The 16,220-nt window shown below is 57.7% G+C and carries 16 protein-coding genes; 4 read left to right on the top strand and 12 right to left on the bottom strand.

Annotated elements, in window-relative coordinates; translation table 11 throughout:
- The first annotated feature begins 68 nt into the window (after nt 1-68).
- A complete protein-coding gene (locus ACR0B8_RS01160; RefSeq protein WP_170360357.1) occupies nt 69-515 on the top strand; it encodes a DUF4174 domain-containing protein in 447 nt (148 codons plus the stop codon).
- A 76-nt stretch (nt 516-591) separates the two neighbouring features.
- Here the strand turns inward: ACR0B8_RS01160 and ACR0B8_RS01155 are convergent, their stop codons facing one another.
- The gene (locus ACR0B8_RS01155) at nt 592-2,637 is read right to left on the bottom strand and encodes an acetyl-CoA carboxylase biotin carboxylase subunit (protein WP_480657916.1); all 2,046 of its coding nucleotides are present in this window, start codon (nt 2,635-2,637) and stop codon (nt 592-594) included.
- 114 nt (nt 2,638-2,751) lie between these two features.
- Nucleotides 2,752-2,955: a hypothetical protein gene (locus tag ACR0B8_RS01150; protein WP_170347982.1), complete on the bottom strand. Its 204-nt coding sequence runs from the start codon at nt 2,953-2,955 to the stop codon at nt 2,752-2,754.
- Between the two features lie 650 nt (nt 2,956-3,605).
- Here ACR0B8_RS01150 and ACR0B8_RS01145 point away from each other — a divergent pair.
- On the top strand, nt 3,606-4,769 hold the full coding sequence (locus tag ACR0B8_RS01145) for a DcaP family trimeric outer membrane transporter (RefSeq protein ID WP_226688727.1): 1,164 nt from the start codon (nt 3,606-3,608) through the stop codon (nt 4,767-4,769).
- Between the two features lie 87 nt (nt 4,770-4,856).
- Here ACR0B8_RS01145 and ACR0B8_RS01140 read toward each other — a convergent pair whose 3' ends face one another.
- The 4 genes from ACR0B8_RS01140 to ACR0B8_RS01125 all read right to left on the bottom strand — a co-directional run bounded on the left by ACR0B8_RS01140 (nt 4,857) and on the right by ACR0B8_RS01125 (nt 7,459).
- Nucleotides 4,857-5,210, bottom strand: a complete 354-nt coding sequence (locus ACR0B8_RS01140) for an alpha-amylase family protein (RefSeq protein WP_170347980.1) — start codon at nt 5,208-5,210, stop codon at nt 4,857-4,859.
- The gene (locus ACR0B8_RS01135; protein ID WP_170360362.1) at nt 5,204-5,341 is read right to left on the bottom strand and encodes a hypothetical protein; all 138 of its coding nucleotides are present in this window, start codon (nt 5,339-5,341) and stop codon (nt 5,204-5,206) included. Before ACR0B8_RS01135 ends, ACR0B8_RS01140 begins: the two co-directional genes overlap by 7 nt.
- A 2-nt stretch (nt 5,342-5,343) precedes the next feature.
- Complete coding sequence (locus ACR0B8_RS01130; RefSeq protein ID WP_254437221.1) at nt 5,344-5,751, bottom strand: DUF6497 family protein; 408 nt, start codon at nt 5,749-5,751, stop codon at nt 5,344-5,346.
- A gap of 175 nt (nt 5,752-5,926) precedes the next feature.
- Nucleotides 5,927-7,459, bottom strand: a complete 1,533-nt coding sequence (locus ACR0B8_RS01125) for an acyl-CoA carboxylase subunit beta (protein WP_170347979.1) — start codon at nt 7,457-7,459, stop codon at nt 5,927-5,929.
- A 183-nt stretch (nt 7,460-7,642) separates the two neighbouring features.
- Between ACR0B8_RS01125 and ACR0B8_RS01120 the strand changes: the two genes are divergently transcribed.
- Entirely contained in the window at nt 7,643-8,848 is a 1,206-nt protein-coding gene (locus ACR0B8_RS01120; protein ID WP_170347978.1) for a multidrug effflux MFS transporter, read from the top strand.
- A 65-nt stretch (nt 8,849-8,913) separates the two neighbouring features.
- Nucleotides 8,914-10,314: a helix-turn-helix domain-containing protein gene (locus tag ACR0B8_RS01115; protein WP_170360364.1), complete on the top strand. Its 1,401-nt coding sequence runs from the start codon at nt 8,914-8,916 to the stop codon at nt 10,312-10,314.
- A gap of 74 nt (nt 10,315-10,388) precedes the next feature.
- Here ACR0B8_RS01115 and ACR0B8_RS01110 read toward each other — a convergent pair whose 3' ends face one another.
- From ACR0B8_RS01110 to ACR0B8_RS01085, 6 genes are all read right to left on the bottom strand, one after another.
- Nucleotides 10,389-10,628: an HP1242/YdcH family protein gene (locus ACR0B8_RS01110; protein ID WP_170347976.1), complete on the bottom strand. Its 240-nt coding sequence runs from the start codon at nt 10,626-10,628 to the stop codon at nt 10,389-10,391.
- 79 nt (nt 10,629-10,707) lie between these two features.
- Complete coding sequence (gene betA / locus ACR0B8_RS01105; protein WP_170360366.1) at nt 10,708-12,366, bottom strand: choline dehydrogenase; 1,659 nt, start codon at nt 12,364-12,366, stop codon at nt 10,708-10,710.
- Between the two features lie 72 nt (nt 12,367-12,438).
- Nucleotides 12,439-13,947, bottom strand: coding sequence for a choline-sulfatase (betC, locus tag ACR0B8_RS01100; RefSeq protein WP_170360368.1), 1,509 nt, complete (start codon nt 13,945-13,947; stop codon nt 12,439-12,441).
- Nucleotides 13,944-14,516 (bottom strand): choline-binding transcriptional repressor BetI, encoded by a 573-nt coding sequence (gene betI, locus ACR0B8_RS01095; protein ID WP_170347973.1) that lies wholly within the window; start codon nt 14,514-14,516, stop codon nt 13,944-13,946. Before betI ends, betC begins: the two co-directional genes overlap by 4 nt.
- An 89-nt stretch (nt 14,517-14,605) precedes the next feature.
- Nucleotides 14,606-15,514, bottom strand: coding sequence for a DMT family transporter (locus tag ACR0B8_RS01090; protein WP_170347972.1), 909 nt, complete (start codon nt 15,512-15,514; stop codon nt 14,606-14,608).
- 40 nt (nt 15,515-15,554) lie between these two features.
- Complete coding sequence (locus ACR0B8_RS01085) at nt 15,555-16,154, bottom strand: LysE/ArgO family amino acid transporter (protein WP_170347971.1); 600 nt, start codon at nt 16,152-16,154, stop codon at nt 15,555-15,557.
- Between the last annotated feature and the right edge of the window lie 66 nt (nt 16,155-16,220).

Raw genomic sequence — 16,220 nt, 5'->3', positions numbered from 1 at the left:
ACCTTTGATGCAATTCGCCGGTCGCATTCACCGACGCAGGGGCTATATTCAATTCAACAGGAGGCCCCATGATACGAACGCTTGCCCTTGTTTTCTCGGCACTATTCCCGCTGGCCGCCTTGGCTGCCGACGGGTCCGCACCGGTGGAAGACGAATTTGTTCGCCCTACTGGTGACAGTGATCTCAGTGAGTTTCTTTGGGTCAAACGGCCCATCGTCGTTTTTGCCGACACGCCAGCCGACCCGCGGTTCCAGCAACAGATCGATATGCTGATCGAAGGCGAGGCAGCGATGCGCGACCGTGATGTGGTCGTGCTGACCGACACCGACCCTTCGGCGCGGTCTCCGATCCGGTCGCAGTTGCGGCCTCGCGGGTTCCAAATGGTATTCGTCGACAAGGACGGCGTGGTCAAACTGCGCAAACCGTCCCCATGGAGCGTGCGTGAAATCGGCCGGTCCATCGACAAAACCCCCTTGCGCGAACGCGAGATTCGCGAGCGGCGCCAGGGCGGCTGAACGCATTCGCCACGCCCAAAGCACCCGGCGCAAAACGCCGGGACCATTTGGATATATGACGAACGCGCGGACATGATCACTCGAACTCGATGATCACGTCGTCCACGGCCAGACTGTCGCCGGGGCCTGCGTTGATCTTGGCTACCACGCCTTTCTTCTCGGCGCGCAGGATGTTTTCCATCTTCATCGCCTCGACCGTACAAAGCGCCTGACCTTCCTGAACCTCCTGACCTATTTCGACGTCGATCTTCACGATCAGGCCGGGCATCGGGCACAGCAACATTTTCGAGGTATCAGGTGGCAACTTCTCGGGCATCAGCTTGGCCAGTTCTGCCTGACGCGGTGTACGGACATGAACTTTCAGGTCAGCCCCTCGATTGCGAATACGGAAGCCGCCAGAGATTTTGCCGACCTTCAGAACAAGCGGAGCGCCGTCTACATCTAGCAACGCAAGCTGATCGCCCGGTGTCCAATCTGATGCAACACGCATCACCGCACCGTCAGTGAACGTAACCGTTGACCCGTCATGATCCGCCTCGATGGCAAGTTCGAAATCCTGACCTTGCAGGGTGACGGTCCAATCGGTTCCGACCTTACGCTCGTGATTATCCATGCGGCCGGAAACACGGGTGCGGCGAATCTCAGCAACACGATGCATCGCCGCGCATGAGGCCGCGATGCGACGCAAGTCGGCCTCGGGCAAGATTACACCTTCAAACCCGTCGGGATATTCTTCGGCGATGAAGGCCGTTGTCATATCGCCGCTGACGAATTTCGGGTGATCCATCACTGCGGACAGGAACGGCAGGTTGTGACCGATGCCTTCGACCTCGAAACTGTCCAGCGCTACACGCATCGCCTCAATCGCGGCTTCACGGGTCGGGGCCCAGGTACACAGCTTGGCGATCATGGGGTCGTAATACATGCTGATCTCGCCGCCCTCATAGACACCGGTATCATTGCGCACGGCGGCCTCACCATTGGGCGCATCACCCTGCCACTTGCCGTTGTCCAGCATCGGGCCAGCTGCGGTTTCCTGCGGCGGGCGATAGCGGGTCAAACGGCCAATCGACGGCAGGAAGTTGCGATACGGGTCTTCAGCATACAGACGGTTTTCGATGGCCCAGCCGGTCAGGGTCACGTCGTCCTGCGTGATGGACAGAGGCTCACCCGCAGCAACGCGGATCATCTGTTCGACCAGGTCGACGCCGGTGATCAACTCGGTCACTGGGTGTTCCACCTGCAGGCGTGTGTTCATTTCAAGGAAGTAGAAGTTCTTTTCGCCATCCACGATGAATTCCACCGTACCCGCGCTGGCGTAGTTCACAGCCTTGGCCAGAGCGACAGCTTGTTCGCCCATCGCCTTGCGGGTTTCGGGGTCAAGGAAGGGCGACGGGGCTTCTTCCACGACTTTCTGGTTGCGGCGCTGGATCGAGCATTCGCGTTCTCCCAGATAAATCCCGTTGCCGTGGCTGTCGCACAGTACCTGAATCTCGATATGGCGCGGCTGGGTCACAAATTTCTCGATGAAAATCCGATCATCGCCAAACGAATTTGCGGCCTCGTTCTTGGAGGACTGGAACCCCTCGCGCGCTTCTTCGTCGTTCCACGCGATCCGCATGCCTTTACCGCCACCACCAGCGCTGGCCTTGATCATGACCGGATAACCGATTTCGTTCGAAATCTTCACCGCCTCATCGGCGTCTTCGATCAGGCCCATATAACCGGGAACAGTCGAAACACCCGCATCCTGCGCGATTTTCTTCGAGGTGATCTTGTCACCCATGCTTTCAATCGCACCAACCGGGGGACCCACAAAAGCCACGCCTTCGGCATCCAATGCCTCGGCGAATTTGGCGTTTTCAGACAGAAAACCGTAACCCGGATGCACCGCCTGCGCCCCGCTCTTGCGGATGGCATCCATCACCTTGTCGATCACAATATAGGACTGGTTCGCGGGCGGCGGGCCGATGTGTACGGCCTCATCTGCCATCGATACATGCAACGCTTGTCTGTCCGCGTCCGAGTATATGGCAACTGTGCCGATACCCATCTTGCGTGCAGTCTTGATGACCCGGCAGGCGATCTCACCCCGGTTGGCGATCAGGATCTTGTTGAACATGGAACGTCCTTTGTCTTGATGTTCTGGAAACGCAAAACGCCGCCGCAGGGCGTAAACCCTGCGACGGCGTGATGCGCAATGGCAACCGGAGCGGCGGGCGCCCCGAATTCTTGGTTAGTAACAGTTCTTCTGTGTTTTGCAGTACAGCACGTTGCCCGCAGCCCCGACTGCTGCGCCGACAAACGGATCCGCTCCGATGACCGCCGAACCCAGTGCCCCTGCGCCGCCGCCAAGCAACGCCTGTTCACCGAATGAGTCGCCGCAGGCAGCAAGGCCCGCGCAGGTCGCAACGGCCAGGAAGAATTTTGAGATTCGCATGTGTTCTGCCCCTTTAGATTTCTTGATGCATTGGGGCGCAGATGCCGGAACCAAGCGCTGTTATTCAATAACAAGCGCTGGAAATGGATGTTTTGCGCAGATTTATGCCGCATTACGCCTGCATTGTACGCAAAGAAAAACGCGGGCAGGATTTTGTGGGTTTCACAAACCTGCCCGCGGAAGGAAGGGGTACGGAATAGTAGGTGCTTGTGCGGCGCAGGCAAAGTAGAGCCGCACGGCCCGATCACATTGCACGGCACAAATGAGGCCGCAAACAAAGTATTGTTTCCATCCAAATTTCCGGCCAGAATTCGCCCATAAGGCGAATTCCCGCGCAAAATCGTGCCGACACCGGGTCGTCCCGACTTGAAAACGCCATCCTCTGAATCAGTCACACTTCCGTTACAATTCGCGCTTCCGAGGCAATTTTCTGCATGTGCAACATCACGTTTCAGTTCGCTGATCCCATTTGAAAAAGTCTTTGTGAACGTATGGTTGACAGATCTGTTCACCTTGCTGTGAAAAATATCGACTCTTTGCACAATTTTGCTTGAGGAAAACGGCGATTTCTTTGCCGTTCTCGTGATTTCCCCCACTGACGTTTGCGTGAAACTTTGCGTGGGCACACTCGCACACAAGGAATCAACTGCATGATTACAAATAGAAAAAAGGCACTCTTGCTTACTGCCTCTGCGCTTTGCGTCACGGGCACGCTCGCGCTCGCTCAAGATGCCGGAACCCAGGCCGAACTGGATGCGCTGCGCGCCCGCGTCGAGGCGCTGGAGACCGCAAATACCGGCTCTGGGGGCGGAGACGGAGACCTGAGGATCGGAAACACCACCTTGGATCTCTATGGCTACGTCAAGGCCGACTTTTTCTACGATACGGATTTTGAACTTGGCGACTTGGCCGATACGTCGCGGATTGGTGAGCCCCAATTTGCCACGGATGGAACCTTTGGCGCCACGGTTCGCCAATCTCGGGTCGGATTGCGCACGACGACGCCAAGTGCGTTGGGCGATATCGGTGGTCAACTGGAACTGGACCTTTTCTCCGGCGGTACGGACGGTCCGGCCGAATTGCGTCTGAGACACGCCAACATCACAATCGGTGACCACTGGTTGATCGGTCAGTACTGGACCAACTTCCAGCCGCTGGATACCTACCCGACCTCTGTGGAATTCAACGGCCCCGTTGGTATCCCCTTCGCGCGTGTCCCTCAGGTACGCTATACGAATAAGATTGGCGGCAACGCAACCTTTGCCCTTTCGGTTGAAGAAAATGTCGGCGCTTCGAATTCCGATGATCCGGTTCTGACGGCGTCGGCGGAATATAATGACGGGAAATACATCGCCCGAGCCTCGGCCTTGTACGGCAGGGCACAATCCGGTGATGTCGAAGTTGATCAAACCGGCTTTACTCTGTCGGCTGGTATCCGTCCCTGGGAAGGTGGTCTGTTTCAAGTCAACTACGTCGACGGCGAAGCGCTTGGCCCATATCTGATCGGCTTCGGGGACGCCATCGTCGGTGGAGAAGCCAACGACGTTGACGGATTTACCGTCGAATTCCGGCAGCAAATTAGCGAAAAATGGAATGTCGGCATTGCCTATGGCGAAGAAGATTACGACCTGCCCACCTCGACCGGAACTCTGGCTTTTACCGAGCTTGAGACAATCCACGTCAATGCCTTCTACAAGGCAACCGACGACCTGACGTTCAGCGCCGAATATTTCTTTGGCGAACGCAACGACGCGTCTACAGGCCGGACATTTGACTCGGACCGTGTTCAATTCGCGGCCCAGCTGAATTTCTAGGCACACAAATCCACCCTGCCCGATCCTGGGCAGGGTTTTTTCCGAAGTTTCCCCCGAATGGATATGCGCGACAGCGGGTTGCACGGATCAGCGTATCCCGTCGAAGATATCGGGGAACGACATGCGCGCCGCGTCCACATCAATCACCAGCAGCGCATCATAGCTGGCCGGATCGAACGGATCTTCGGCCGCGATCACCTCACGCTCGAACAACCAGCTTAGGCGACCGGCGTCCAGGTTGCCACGCTCGAACGGCTGGTCTCCGAAATTCTGCCACAGCGCTTCCATAAACGCCGCATCCGCGCGGCGATCGGCGGGTTTGCGGTCACGGAACCGCTCGCGCCGGGCAATCGGGGTTACGCCCTTGGGATTGGCGCGGCGAATGGTGAACTGAAAATCAGTTCCGGCCAGACGTCCGGGGAATCCGCGGTGCTTCAGCATGCCAGCACCTCGTTGTTCGATGTATTCGGGGAAACAAACTCGTACCCGATTGCAGACGGGGTCATTTCGCGCACCTCCAAAGTCGCTTTGGTGTCTAGGAACGCTCGGACGTGGTGAAAACGGGGTTTCATGGTCAGAGCCCCTCCCAGATACATTGGGATTGCTCCAACCGGTAGGCTTCAAAGAACTGAGTTGCGTCAGGTGAAGATCGCCCGAATTCAAGGGGTCGATCAGACAAGGAGATTACGACCCGCGCCGGATCAAGCTCGTATTTCGCGACATAGGCCACCGCAAGGGTTTGGCACAGATGTTCCATGTCCACCGAGGCCACATCATACCCGATCCGTCCAACGTCCGATCCGATCTTGGGCGCGATAAAACGGAACCTGACCCACAGCTCGCCCGGGTTGTTGTCCAGCAGCACATCACTCAGATGCACGGGCTGACCAGAGGGGACAGGCAACAGGTTTTCGGGTTGAGCGATTGCTGGGGAAGTCCATGCCAGAAACGCCAGTACAAAAGCGCGATCCCAGACCCACAAGTGGGCTCCTCTCTCCGGGATCGCGTGCGCATGGCTTTCGGCCGGCGCGTGTTTGTATCTGGTAAGACGTCTCATCTAGCAGCTTTGGCCTCAAAGTCAAACGTAACGACAGTTACCCTTGCCACGACCCGCCCAAGGAGCATTCTGCAAAGGGCAGGTCATTCAGCGCAGTCCGTTACAGCGGAATGTTGTCGTGCTTTTTCCACGGGTTTTTCAGCTGCTTGTTGCGCAAGCTTGCAAACGCGCGCGACACTCGACGGCGGGTGGATTGCGGCATGATCACCTCGTCGATGAAACCGCGCTCAGCCGCAACAAAGGGGTTGGCAAAGCGATCTTCGTAGTCCTGCGTGTGCTGCGCGATCTTCTCGGCATCGCCCAGATCGGCACGGTGGATGATCTCAGTCGCGCCCTTGGCACCCATCACCGCGATTTCAGCTGTGGGCCAAGCATAGTTGAAATCGCCGCGCAGGTGCTTGGAGGCCATAACGTCATAGGCGCCACCATAGGCTTTGCGAGTAATCACGGTGACCTTTGGAACCGTCGCTTCACCATAGGCAAACAACAGCTTGGCGCCGTGCTTGATCACCCCACCATATTCCTGCGACGTCCCCGGCAGGAATCCGGGCACGTCCACCAGCGTCAGGATCGGGATTTCAAAACAGTCGCAGAACCGCACGAACCGCGCCGCCTTGCGCGAGCTGTCAATGTCCAGACATCCGGCCAGAACCATCGGCTGGTTCGCCACGACACCCACGGTCTGCCCTTCCAACCGGATGAAACCAGTGATGATGTTCTTGGCGTAATCTTCCTGAATTTCGTAGAAATCGCCCTCATCCGCCACCTTGGTGATCAGCTCTTTCATGTCGTAGGGCGTGTTGGGATTGTCCGGGATCAAAGTATCCAGCGAGGTTTCAACCCGTTCGGGGCTGTCAAAGAACGGACGAACGGGCGGTTTCTCTTGGTTGTTCAGCGGCAGGAAATCGACCAGACGGCGCACCTCGGCAAGTGCTTCGACGTCGTTTTCAAACGCGCCATCAGCGACCGAGGACTTCTTGGTGTGGGTCGACGCACCACCCAGTTCCTCTGCCGTGACAACTTCGTTTGTCACGGTTTTCACCACATCGGGGCCGGTCACAAACATGTACGACGTGTCTTTGACCATAAAGATAAAGTCGGTCATCGCCGGGCTGTAAACCGCACCGCCCGCACATGGCCCCATGATCACGCTGATCTGAGGAACGACGCCCGAAGCCATGATGTTGCGCTGAAACACTTCGGCATAACCGGCCAGCGAAGCCACGCCTTCTTGGATTCGCGCACCCCCCGAGTCGTTGATTCCAATTACAGGCGCGCCGTTTTGGATCGCCATATCCATGATCTTGCAAATCTTCTGCGCATGGGTTTCCGACAGCGAACCACCAAACACGGTGAAGTCCTGACTAAACACATAGACCATGCGGCCATTGACTGTGCCCCAGCCTGTGACCACACCATCACCCGCAGGCTTTTGATTTTCCATCCCAAAGTCAGTGCAACGATGGTTGACGAACATATCAAACTCTTCGAAACTGCCCTCATCCAACAACAGTTCGATCCGCTCGCGTGCTGTCAACTTACCGCGGCCGTGCTGCGCGTCGATACGCTTTTGCCCACCCCCAAGACGGGCGTCGTTGCGGCGGTCTTCAAGCTCAGTCAGGATGTCTTTCATGGCGCTAATTCCCTGTGAAATTTAGGCGGACACTATACGCACGGATGCCGTTGCCAAAGTACATTTCGGCAAATTTGCAAACCTTTGGCAACAAAGTTATGGAAAACTGTAAAATTGCTAAGTTTCATACTGAAACACCGTCTTGGATAGCATTCCCTGAAACGGTCATTATACCTGTGAACCATGCAGTTTAGTTCGCCTATGGCGCGTCGGTCGCCACCCACCATTTTCACGCTGGTTTTGCTGTCGGGGCTGTCCGCCCTCAGCCTGAACCTGTTCTTGCCCAGCCTCCCAAATATGGCGCTGCATTTTCAGACCGACTACAAGGTCATGCAACTGTCCATCGCGCTGTACCTGCTGGTCAATGCGGTGCTGCAGGTACTGATCGGCCCGATTGCGGATAAAGCGGGGCGTCGCCCGGTTTTACTATGGGGGTTGGCTCTGTTTCTGATCGCCACGCTGGGCTGTATCTATGCGCCGACGGCCGAGGTTTTTCTAGCCTTTCGAATGTGCCAGGCCATCGTGGTGGTCGGCATGGTGCTGAGCCGAGCAGCCGTCCGGGATCTTTATGATCAGGATCAGGCGGCCTCGATGATCGGCTATGTGACCATGGGCATGGCCATCGTACCGATGATCGGCCCTGCCATCGGCGGCCTGCTTGAGGAAAGCTTTGGGTGGAAAGCTAATTTCTGGCTGCCTTTCGGCCTGGGCGCTTTGACGCTGGCCTTGACCTTTGTCGACTTTGGGGAAACCTCCGCCAAAAGCGGTAAAACGCTGGTACAGCAATTCCGAGAATATCCAGAGTTGCTGCGCTCACCTCGTTTCTGGGGCTATTCCTTGTCCTCTGCCCTGTCTTCGGGCGCGTTTTTTGCCTATCTGGGCGGTGCGCCCTTCATCGGTACGGAATTGTTCGGCCTCAGTGCCGCGCAGGTCGGCATCTATTTCGGCGCTCCTGCTGTCGGGTATTTTGTCGGCAATTTTCTCAGTGGTCGATACTCGGTCAGATTTGGCGTGAACCGAATGGTATACTGGGGATGTTGGCTAAACGCGATGGGTGTTGCCTTGTCGGCCATCCTGTTTCTGGCAGGCTTTGGCACCGCGCTCAGCTTCTTTGGCCTAATGACCTTTGTGGGCCTTGGCAACGGCATGACGATCCCCAACGCCACCTCGGGCGCCCTGTCGGTGCGTCCACATCTGGCCGCCACCGCCTCGGGCCTCAGCGGCGCGATCATGCTGGGCGGTGGTGCGGGCCTCAGCGCCCTGGCCGGGACGCTGCTGACCCATGAAACCGGCGCCATGCCCCTGCTTTGGCTGATGCTGGCAACATCGGCGCTGGCGATCTGCGCGATTGCGTCCGTCATCCGACGCGAGAGGCAACTGGGCTTGTAACACAGCTTGCACCGCATGGTTTGCAAAGTTAGCTTGCCACAACGGAAAAGTTGCAAAGAAACGCCATGGCCACTCAAAAGCTATATGCCGGTGCGAAACTGCGCGAAATGCGCACACGCCTGACCCTGACGCAAAAGGAATTCGCCACCAAATTGGGCGTCTCATTGCCCTACTTAAACCAGATGGAGAACAATAACCGGCCGATCTCGACCACAGTTGTTCTGGCTCTGGCACAGGAATTCGGTATGGATGTGACCGAGCTGAGCACCGGCGACAGCGAGCGTCTGGTCTCGGACATGCGCGAGGCTTTGGCCGACCCGGTTTTCGATGACGCCACACCACCACTGGCCGATCTGCGCCTGACGGCCTCGAACGCCCCTGCGCTGGCGCGCGCGTTCATCGCACTGCACCGCACCTATCGCCAAACCCATGAACGGCTCGCTTCGCTGGACGAAGCCTTGGGTCGCGAGGACGCGCAGATTCAGGCCAGCCCCTGGGAAGAGGTGCGTGACTTTTTCCATTATTGCGACAACTACATCGACGCGGTCGACCGCGCGGCCGAACATTTTTCGACCCGCGCTGGTAAAGCCGATGGCATAAGGGCGGAAGCGATCAACAGTCTTAATGAGCGCGACATTCGGGTGCAATTTGTCGATATACCCGAAACACGGAAATACGACGCTGACAGCAAGACACTGCAACTCTCGTCCCGTATCGCGCCGCAAACACAAGTGTTTCAACTGCTGCTGCAGTTGGCGCTTATCAGCCAGGACAAACTGCTCGAAGCCACCCTGGACTTCGCCAAGTTCCAAAGCGAGGAAGCCCGCGCCATCGCCAAGATCGGTTTGGCCAACTATTTCGCCGGGGCGTCGTTGATGCCTTACGACGCCTTTCTGACCGCAGCGCAGGATTATCGCCACGATCTGGAACTGCTCAGCAACCGGTTCGGCGCGTCAATCGAACAAGTGGCACACCGGCTTTCCACACTGCAACGCCCCGGTGCCAAAGGCATCCCGTTCTTCTTTGTCCGCGTTGATCAGGCTGGTACGATTACCAAACGCCATTCGGCCACTCGACTGCAATTTGCACGTTTCGGCGGTGCCTGCCCCCTGTGGAATGTCCACCGTGCCTTTGAAACGCCCGGCCATTTCCTGCGGCAACTGGCGGAAACACCCGACGGCGTGCGCTATATCTCTCTGGCTCGGGATGTTTCGAAATCGGGCGGTTCCTATGGCGCGCCGGTGCGTCGCTATGCCATCGCGCTTGGTTGCGAAATCCGCCACGCCGAAGCGCTGGTCTATGCCGACAATCTCGACATCAATAACGCCAGCGCCTATGAGCCCATCGGCATCTCGTGCCGTATCTGCGAACGGCAAACCTGCCACCAACGCTCGGTCCCGCCGCTGGAACGCCGCCTGTCGATCGACGCCCACACCCGTGGAACCCTGCCATATAAGGTCACCTGATCTTCACCTGGCCTGAAAATACTTCGGGGGAGTCGCGGCCTGCGGCGACGGGGGCGCCGCCCCCGCCTTAAGGTTTAGGCTTTCGACAAGATCGCCCAGATCTCATCCTTGAGCGCCGCGCGCTTCTTGCGCATTTCACCCTCGGTCAGATCTTCGACTGGTTCGATGTTGGTCTCGGCCCGATGCACGATGCGGTTGATCTCGTGATACTCATCCGCCAGCCGGGCAAAATGTGCATCCGATTGCTTGAGCTGGCTCATCAGCTCGACCTTGTCCGGAAACTCTTCGGCCAGTTCATGCGGGGTGTGGGACATTCCTGTTCGCTCCTCAAAATATGTCGTTGCGATTCAGGTCTATACGTCTTTTCCACACCCTGCTTTGACGCGGATCAAATCACCGCTGCGCTGTTGCCCATGCCGGATGAATCCACGGACGGTCATTGGCTTTCGGCAGAGCTTCTTTACCCAACAGATGATCCGACATTTTCTCACCCACCATGATCGACGGCGCGTTGAGGTTGCCGTTGGTGATCTGCGGAAAGATCGAGCTGTCGGCGACGCGCAGGCCGTCCACACCAATCACACGACCCTCAGGATCGACCACCGCATTCTTGTCATCGGCCCGACCCATGCGACAGGTGCCGCAGGGGTGATAGGCGCTTTCGGCATGTTCGGCGATGAAGCCATTCAGCTCTTCGTCTGTCTGCACGTCGGCACCCGGCTGGATTTCCTTGCCCGCATAGGGTTTGAACGCATCTTGCCCGAAAATCTCGCGGGTCAGGCGGATACATTTGCGGAAGTCCTCCCAATCCGTTTCGTGGCTCATGTAGTTGAACCGGATCACCGGCGCGTCCTCGGGCTTGTTCGAACGCAGCGTGACAGCCCCACGCGAAGGCGAACGCATCGGCCCTACATGCGCCTGAAAGCCATGCCCCTCGGCCGCCGCCTGCCCGTCATACCGGACAGCAATCGGCAGGAAGTGATACTGGATGTCCGGGTATTCGACACCGGGGTTCGACCGGATGAAGGCCGCGCTTTCGAACTGGTTCGAAGCGCCAAGGCCGGTTTTGGTAAACAGCCACTGCGCCCCGATCAAGCCCTTGCTGATCAGGTTCCAGTGCTTATACAGCGTGATCGGCTGCAGCGAAGCCTGTTGGATATAAAGCTCCAGATGGTCCTGCAAATTCGCCCCCACACCGGGGCGATCAGCGACAACTTCGATCCCATGTTCGGCCAGATGTGCCGCCGGACCAATGCCCGACAACATCAACAGCTTGGGCGAGTTGATCGAGGATGCGGCCAACACCACCTCGCGCCGCGCACGGATAATTTCCTTTTTACCGTCACGCACCAGCTCAACACCCGTCGCACGGCCGTTCTCCATCACCACGCGCGCGGCCAGCCCGCGCACGATATCGCAGTTTTCACGATTGAGCGAAGGCTTCAGGTAAGCATTCGCAGCCGACCAGCGCCGCCCTTTCCAGACGGTCTGCTCCATCGGGCCAAAGCCTTCCTGTTTTTCGCCGTTATAATCTCCAGTAACTTCATAGCCAGCTTGCTGACCAGCATCGACAAAGGCCTGAAACAGCGGATTTTCACGGGGACCGCGTGAAACATGCAGCGGCCCATCAGTGCCGCGCCATTCAGGATCACCACCATGGCCACCATCATGCCAGGTCTCCATACGCTTGTAGTAGGGCAGCACATCCGAATAGGACCAGCCATCAGCCCCCATCTCGGCCCAGGTGTCAAAGTCACGCGCATGACCTCGCACATAAACCATGCCGTTGATCGAGGATGACCCACCGATCACCTTGCCACGCGGACAGGCCAGACGGCGGTTATTCAGGTGCGGCTCGGGTTCGGAATGATAGCCCCAGTCATAGCGCGACATATTCATCGGATAGCTCAGCGCCGCGGGCATCTGGATGAACGGACCGGCATCGGTACCGCCATGTTCGATCACCAGAACCGAGGCCCCAGCCTCGCTCAGGCGATAAGCCATCGCGCATCCTGCGGATCCTGCGCCAACGATGACGAAATCTGCTTCCATTATTTGGTCTCCATGCCCCGCCGAACCAAGTTGCGAATTTTCGGCGAGGTATCTTCGATTAGGTTGATAAGTCTATTCGCCACGCGGAAAACGCGCGTTTTCCTCAACGACATTCAGATCCATGTGATTGCGCATGTAGCGTTCCGATGCCTTCTGCAGAGGCTGGTAGTCCCAAGGGTAATAGCCACCCTGCCGCAGCGCCTCGTACACCACCCAGCGGCGGGCCTGGCTGGCGCGGACATCCGCGTCGAACTGATCCAGATCCCAACGGGCGTCGGACTTGGCGCGCAGCGTTTCCAGCGTTCCAGCATGCGACGGGTCTTCGGCCAGATTGACCTGCTCTTGCGGGTCGGTCTCAAGATCGAACAACTGATCCGGGTCCAGCGCGCAGCGGTTGTATTTCCACTTGCCATAGCGCAGCGAAACCAGCGGGGCATAAGATGCCTCGGCCGCGTATTCCATTGCTACGGGCGCGGTGCGCTCAACGCCCTTGGCCAGCGGCACGAGGTCTTCCCCATCGGTCCAAGGTTCGATCTCGGCCATATCGACACCTGCCAACGCACCCAATGTCGGCGTCACGTCGATTGTCGAAACTGGCGTGTCGATCCGGCCGGCAGGCAAGTCAGGGGCCGAAATCATCAGCGGAACACGGGACGAGCCCTCGAAGAAGGTCATCTTGAACCACAATCCACGCTCACCCAGCATATCGCCGTGATCCGAGACAAAGAGGATGATCGCTTCTTGCCGTGTACTTTCCAGCACTTCAAGAATCTCGCCTATCTTGTCGTCCAGATACGAAATATTGGCAAAATAGGCCCGGCGGGATTTGCGGATATCTTCTTCGGTGATGTCGAAGCTGCGCCAGTCATTGGCGTCAAAAATCCGTTTGGAGTGCGGGTCTTGGTTGTCATAGCCAAGGTCCGCGACCTCGGGCAGCAGATGTTCGCAATCCTCGTACAGGTCCCAATACTTGCGGCGCGCCACATAGGGATCATGCGGATGGGTAAAGCTGACGGTTACGCACCAGGGTCGGTCATCCTTACCGCGCGCCAGATCATACAGCTTGGTTTTGGCGTTATAGGCGACCTCGTCGTCGTATTCCATCTGGTTGGAAATCTCGGCCACGCCAGCGCCCGTCACCGAGCCCATGTTGTGATACCACCAATCAATCCGTTCACCCGGTTTGCGGTAGTCGGGCGTCCAGCCGAAATCGGCCGGATAGATATCGGTGGTCAGGCGATCCTCGAACCCGTGCAACTGATCGGGGCCGACAAAATGCATCTTGCCGGACAGGCAAGTGTAATACCCCGCACGGCGCAGATGGTGCGCATAGGTGGGGATGTCGCTGCGGAATTCAGCGGCGTTGTCGTAGACACCGGTCCGCGACGGCAACTGGCCGGACATAAAGCTGGCCCGCCCCGGCGCGCATAGCGGCGAGGCCGTATATGCATTGGCGAACCGTGTCGACCTTTCCGCCAATTTCTTCAGATTGGGTGCATGCAGCCAGTCTGCGGGACCATCTGGAAAGAGTGTCCCGTTGAGCTGATCCACCATCAGGATCAGAATGTTCGGTTTTGTCATTTTTCAGCCTCGAGCAGAGTGTTGAGGACACGCAATGCGTGATTAACCGCCAGTTGCGGCTTTTTCGGCGCGCTCAGCGCGGCGCGGATATACAGCCCGTCAATCAGAGCAATCATATTCTCGGCCGCTTCGACCGGGTCGCTCATCAACGGGCGCAGGGCATCAATCAGATTGGAACGGATACGCGCCTGATAGATCTGCCACAGGCGCAGCGCGTCATCGTTGGTTTGGGCCAGAACGTAAAACGTCATCCATGCGGCAATGACATCGGGCGTAAAGCACGAGGGCGCAAAACAGGCCCGGATGATGGCCTGCGCCCGCTCCTGCGGTGCGGCTGCCTTAAGCTCGCTGCGCGCCTCGGCACCGAAATCGGACAGGATGCGTTGCATCGCCGCCAGAAAAATCTGGTCTTTGCCACCGAAATAGTGATGCGCAAGGGCGCTGGACATGCCGGCCCGCTTGGCGATTTGGCTGACGGTCACATCTAGGGATTTCTTCGACCCAAGCTCGGCAATCGTCGCCCTGACGATTGCGTCACGGCGGATCGGCTCCATTCCGAGTTTCGGCATAGCTGTCCCCTCCCTATGACTGGTAGGAAAACGCTACGGTGTTTTTATTGACTCGTCAATCAATAACCATTTCCGCACGCTGAAACCTGCTAGAGTTTTGGAGCTATACTGGGCGTGGTCAGGTTGCTGCGGTTCAGAACCGCTTCGCGCCAGGCGATGAAGCTGACGGCAGACAGGATCAGCGTACCCCCAGCAACAACCCAGATGTCAACACTTTCGTGAAAAACCAACGCGCCCAGCAGCGTGGCCCAGATCAATTGCAGGAAGGTCACCGGCTGCGTGACCGCCACCGGAGCCGCCTGCAAGGCCAGCGTCATGAAATAGTGCCCCGCGGTGGCAAAGCAGGCGACCAGAAACAAAACCCAGATGTCACGCAAGCTGGGCGGCTGCCAAACGGCGATGGCAAAGGGGATCAACGCCAGTGTCACCCAAATCGACAAATGCGCCACGACCACCGATGGTGGAATATCGCGCACCAGCAGTTTGGCCAGCAGGTAGGACCCTCCAAGCAGCAGAGCAGTTCCTAACATGGCCAGGTGACCGGTCGAAACCTCTCTGAACCCCGGGCGCAGGATGATCACCACACCGACCAACGCCACCATTATCGCCGCAATCCGGCGAAAGGCCAGCGGCTCACCCAAGAACAGCGCCGCACCCAACGTGACATAGACCGGCGTCATATAGTTCATCGCCGTGACCTCGGCCAAGGGGATCTGGGTCATTGCATAGAACCACAGCATCACAGCAAAGGCGTGAATGATCCCACGCAGCCCGAACAGGGTCAGATGACGCTTTGTGAGATGAGTCGACAGGATCAAACGCAGGGCCGGCAACAGAAATACCAACCCCAGAGCATAGCGTATGAATGCCGCCTGGATCGGACTCATTGTTGTGCCCAGCGATTTGACCAAGGCCGTCATCACCACAAAGGACAGCCCGGCGGCAAACATCCAGAACATGCCCGCAAGGGGCCGGTATGAGGTTGCAGACGTTTTCATGCCGAAACCTGAACACTGAAACCTGCGCAGGTACAACCCTTCACATGGCAACAAGTTTCAGTGCGATCCCCAGCATGACAATACCGATGACCACATCCAGAATCTGCCAGGCACGCGGTCTTACAAAGACCGGGGACAGCACCCTGGCCCCATAACCGAGGGAAAAGAAGAACACGAAGCTGGACAGCATCGCACCGCTCGCAAAGGCCAGACGGTCATCATACTGGGCCGAGATCGATCCGATCAACACTACCGTATCCAGATAGACATGCGGGTTGAGCCAGGTAAAAGCCAGCACCGTCAGCAGCACTGACCGCAGGCTGGCGCGTTGGCCTTTGGTCACGTCCATCGCCGCCCCGCCCTGCCACGCAGATTGCAGGCTGCGCAGCCCGTACCACGTCAGAAAGATCGCCCCTCCGTATCGCATGACTGTCTCAAACCAAGGTGCCGCTTCGGCCAGCGCCCCAAACCCCGCGACACCTGCGGCTATCAGGATGGCATCCGACACTGCGCAGGTCAGACACAGGGGAAAAACGTGTTCGCGCCGCAATCCCTGACGCAACACAAAGGCGTTTTGTGCTCCGATGGCTAGGATGAGACTGAAGCCCAGTAAAAAACCGGCGAAAAGGGATGCGGACATGATGCCTCCTGTGCGTTCAGGGGCATTGACTATGTGCATTTTTGCATCCTATCAAATTAAAGATGT

The organism is Ruegeria sp. BH6, from assembly GCF_056538105.1.
This window is presented reverse-complemented; position numbering and strand designations above follow the sequence as displayed.

What these genes read in the sequence shown, in the direction of transcription:
- ACR0B8_RS01160 (WP_170360357.1), top strand. Translation starts at nt 69, where the DNA reads ATGATACGAACGCTTGCCCTTGTTTTCTCGGCACTATTCCCGCTGGCC.
- ACR0B8_RS01155 (WP_480657916.1), bottom strand. Translation starts at nt 2,637, where the DNA reads ATGTTCAACAAGATCCTGATCGCCAACCGGGGTGAGATCGCCTGCCGG.
- ACR0B8_RS01150 (WP_170347982.1), bottom strand. Translation starts at nt 2,955, where the DNA reads ATGCGAATCTCAAAATTCTTCCTGGCCGTTGCGACCTGCGCGGGCCTT.
- ACR0B8_RS01145 (WP_226688727.1), top strand. Translation starts at nt 3,606, where the DNA reads ATGATTACAAATAGAAAAAAGGCACTCTTGCTTACTGCCTCTGCGCTT.
- ACR0B8_RS01140 (WP_170347980.1), bottom strand. Translation starts at nt 5,210, where the DNA reads ATGCTGAAGCACCGCGGATTCCCCGGACGTCTGGCCGGAACTGATTTT.
- ACR0B8_RS01135 (WP_170360362.1), bottom strand. Translation starts at nt 5,341, where the DNA reads ATGAAACCCCGTTTTCACCACGTCCGAGCGTTCCTAGACACCAAAGCG.
- ACR0B8_RS01125 (WP_170347979.1), bottom strand. Translation starts at nt 7,459, where the DNA reads ATGAAAGACATCCTGACTGAGCTTGAAGACCGCCGCAACGACGCCCGT.
- ACR0B8_RS01120 (WP_170347978.1), top strand. Translation starts at nt 7,643, where the DNA reads ATGCAGTTTAGTTCGCCTATGGCGCGTCGGTCGCCACCCACCATTTTC.
- ACR0B8_RS01115 (WP_170360364.1), top strand. Translation starts at nt 8,914, where the DNA reads ATGGCCACTCAAAAGCTATATGCCGGTGCGAAACTGCGCGAAATGCGC.
- ACR0B8_RS01110 (WP_170347976.1), bottom strand. Translation starts at nt 10,628, where the DNA reads ATGTCCCACACCCCGCATGAACTGGCCGAAGAGTTTCCGGACAAGGTC.
- betA (WP_170360366.1), bottom strand. Translation starts at nt 12,366, where the DNA reads ATGGAAGCAGATTTCGTCATCGTTGGCGCAGGATCCGCAGGATGCGCG.
- betC (WP_170360368.1), bottom strand. Translation starts at nt 13,947, where the DNA reads ATGACAAAACCGAACATTCTGATCCTGATGGTGGATCAGCTCAACGGG.
- betI (WP_170347973.1), bottom strand. Translation starts at nt 14,516, where the DNA reads ATGCCGAAACTCGGAATGGAGCCGATCCGCCGTGACGCAATCGTCAGG.
- ACR0B8_RS01090 (WP_170347972.1), bottom strand. Translation starts at nt 15,514, where the DNA reads ATGAAAACGTCTGCAACCTCATACCGGCCCCTTGCGGGCATGTTCTGG.
- ACR0B8_RS01085 (WP_170347971.1), bottom strand. Translation starts at nt 16,154, where the DNA reads ATGTCCGCATCCCTTTTCGCCGGTTTTTTACTGGGCTTCAGTCTCATC.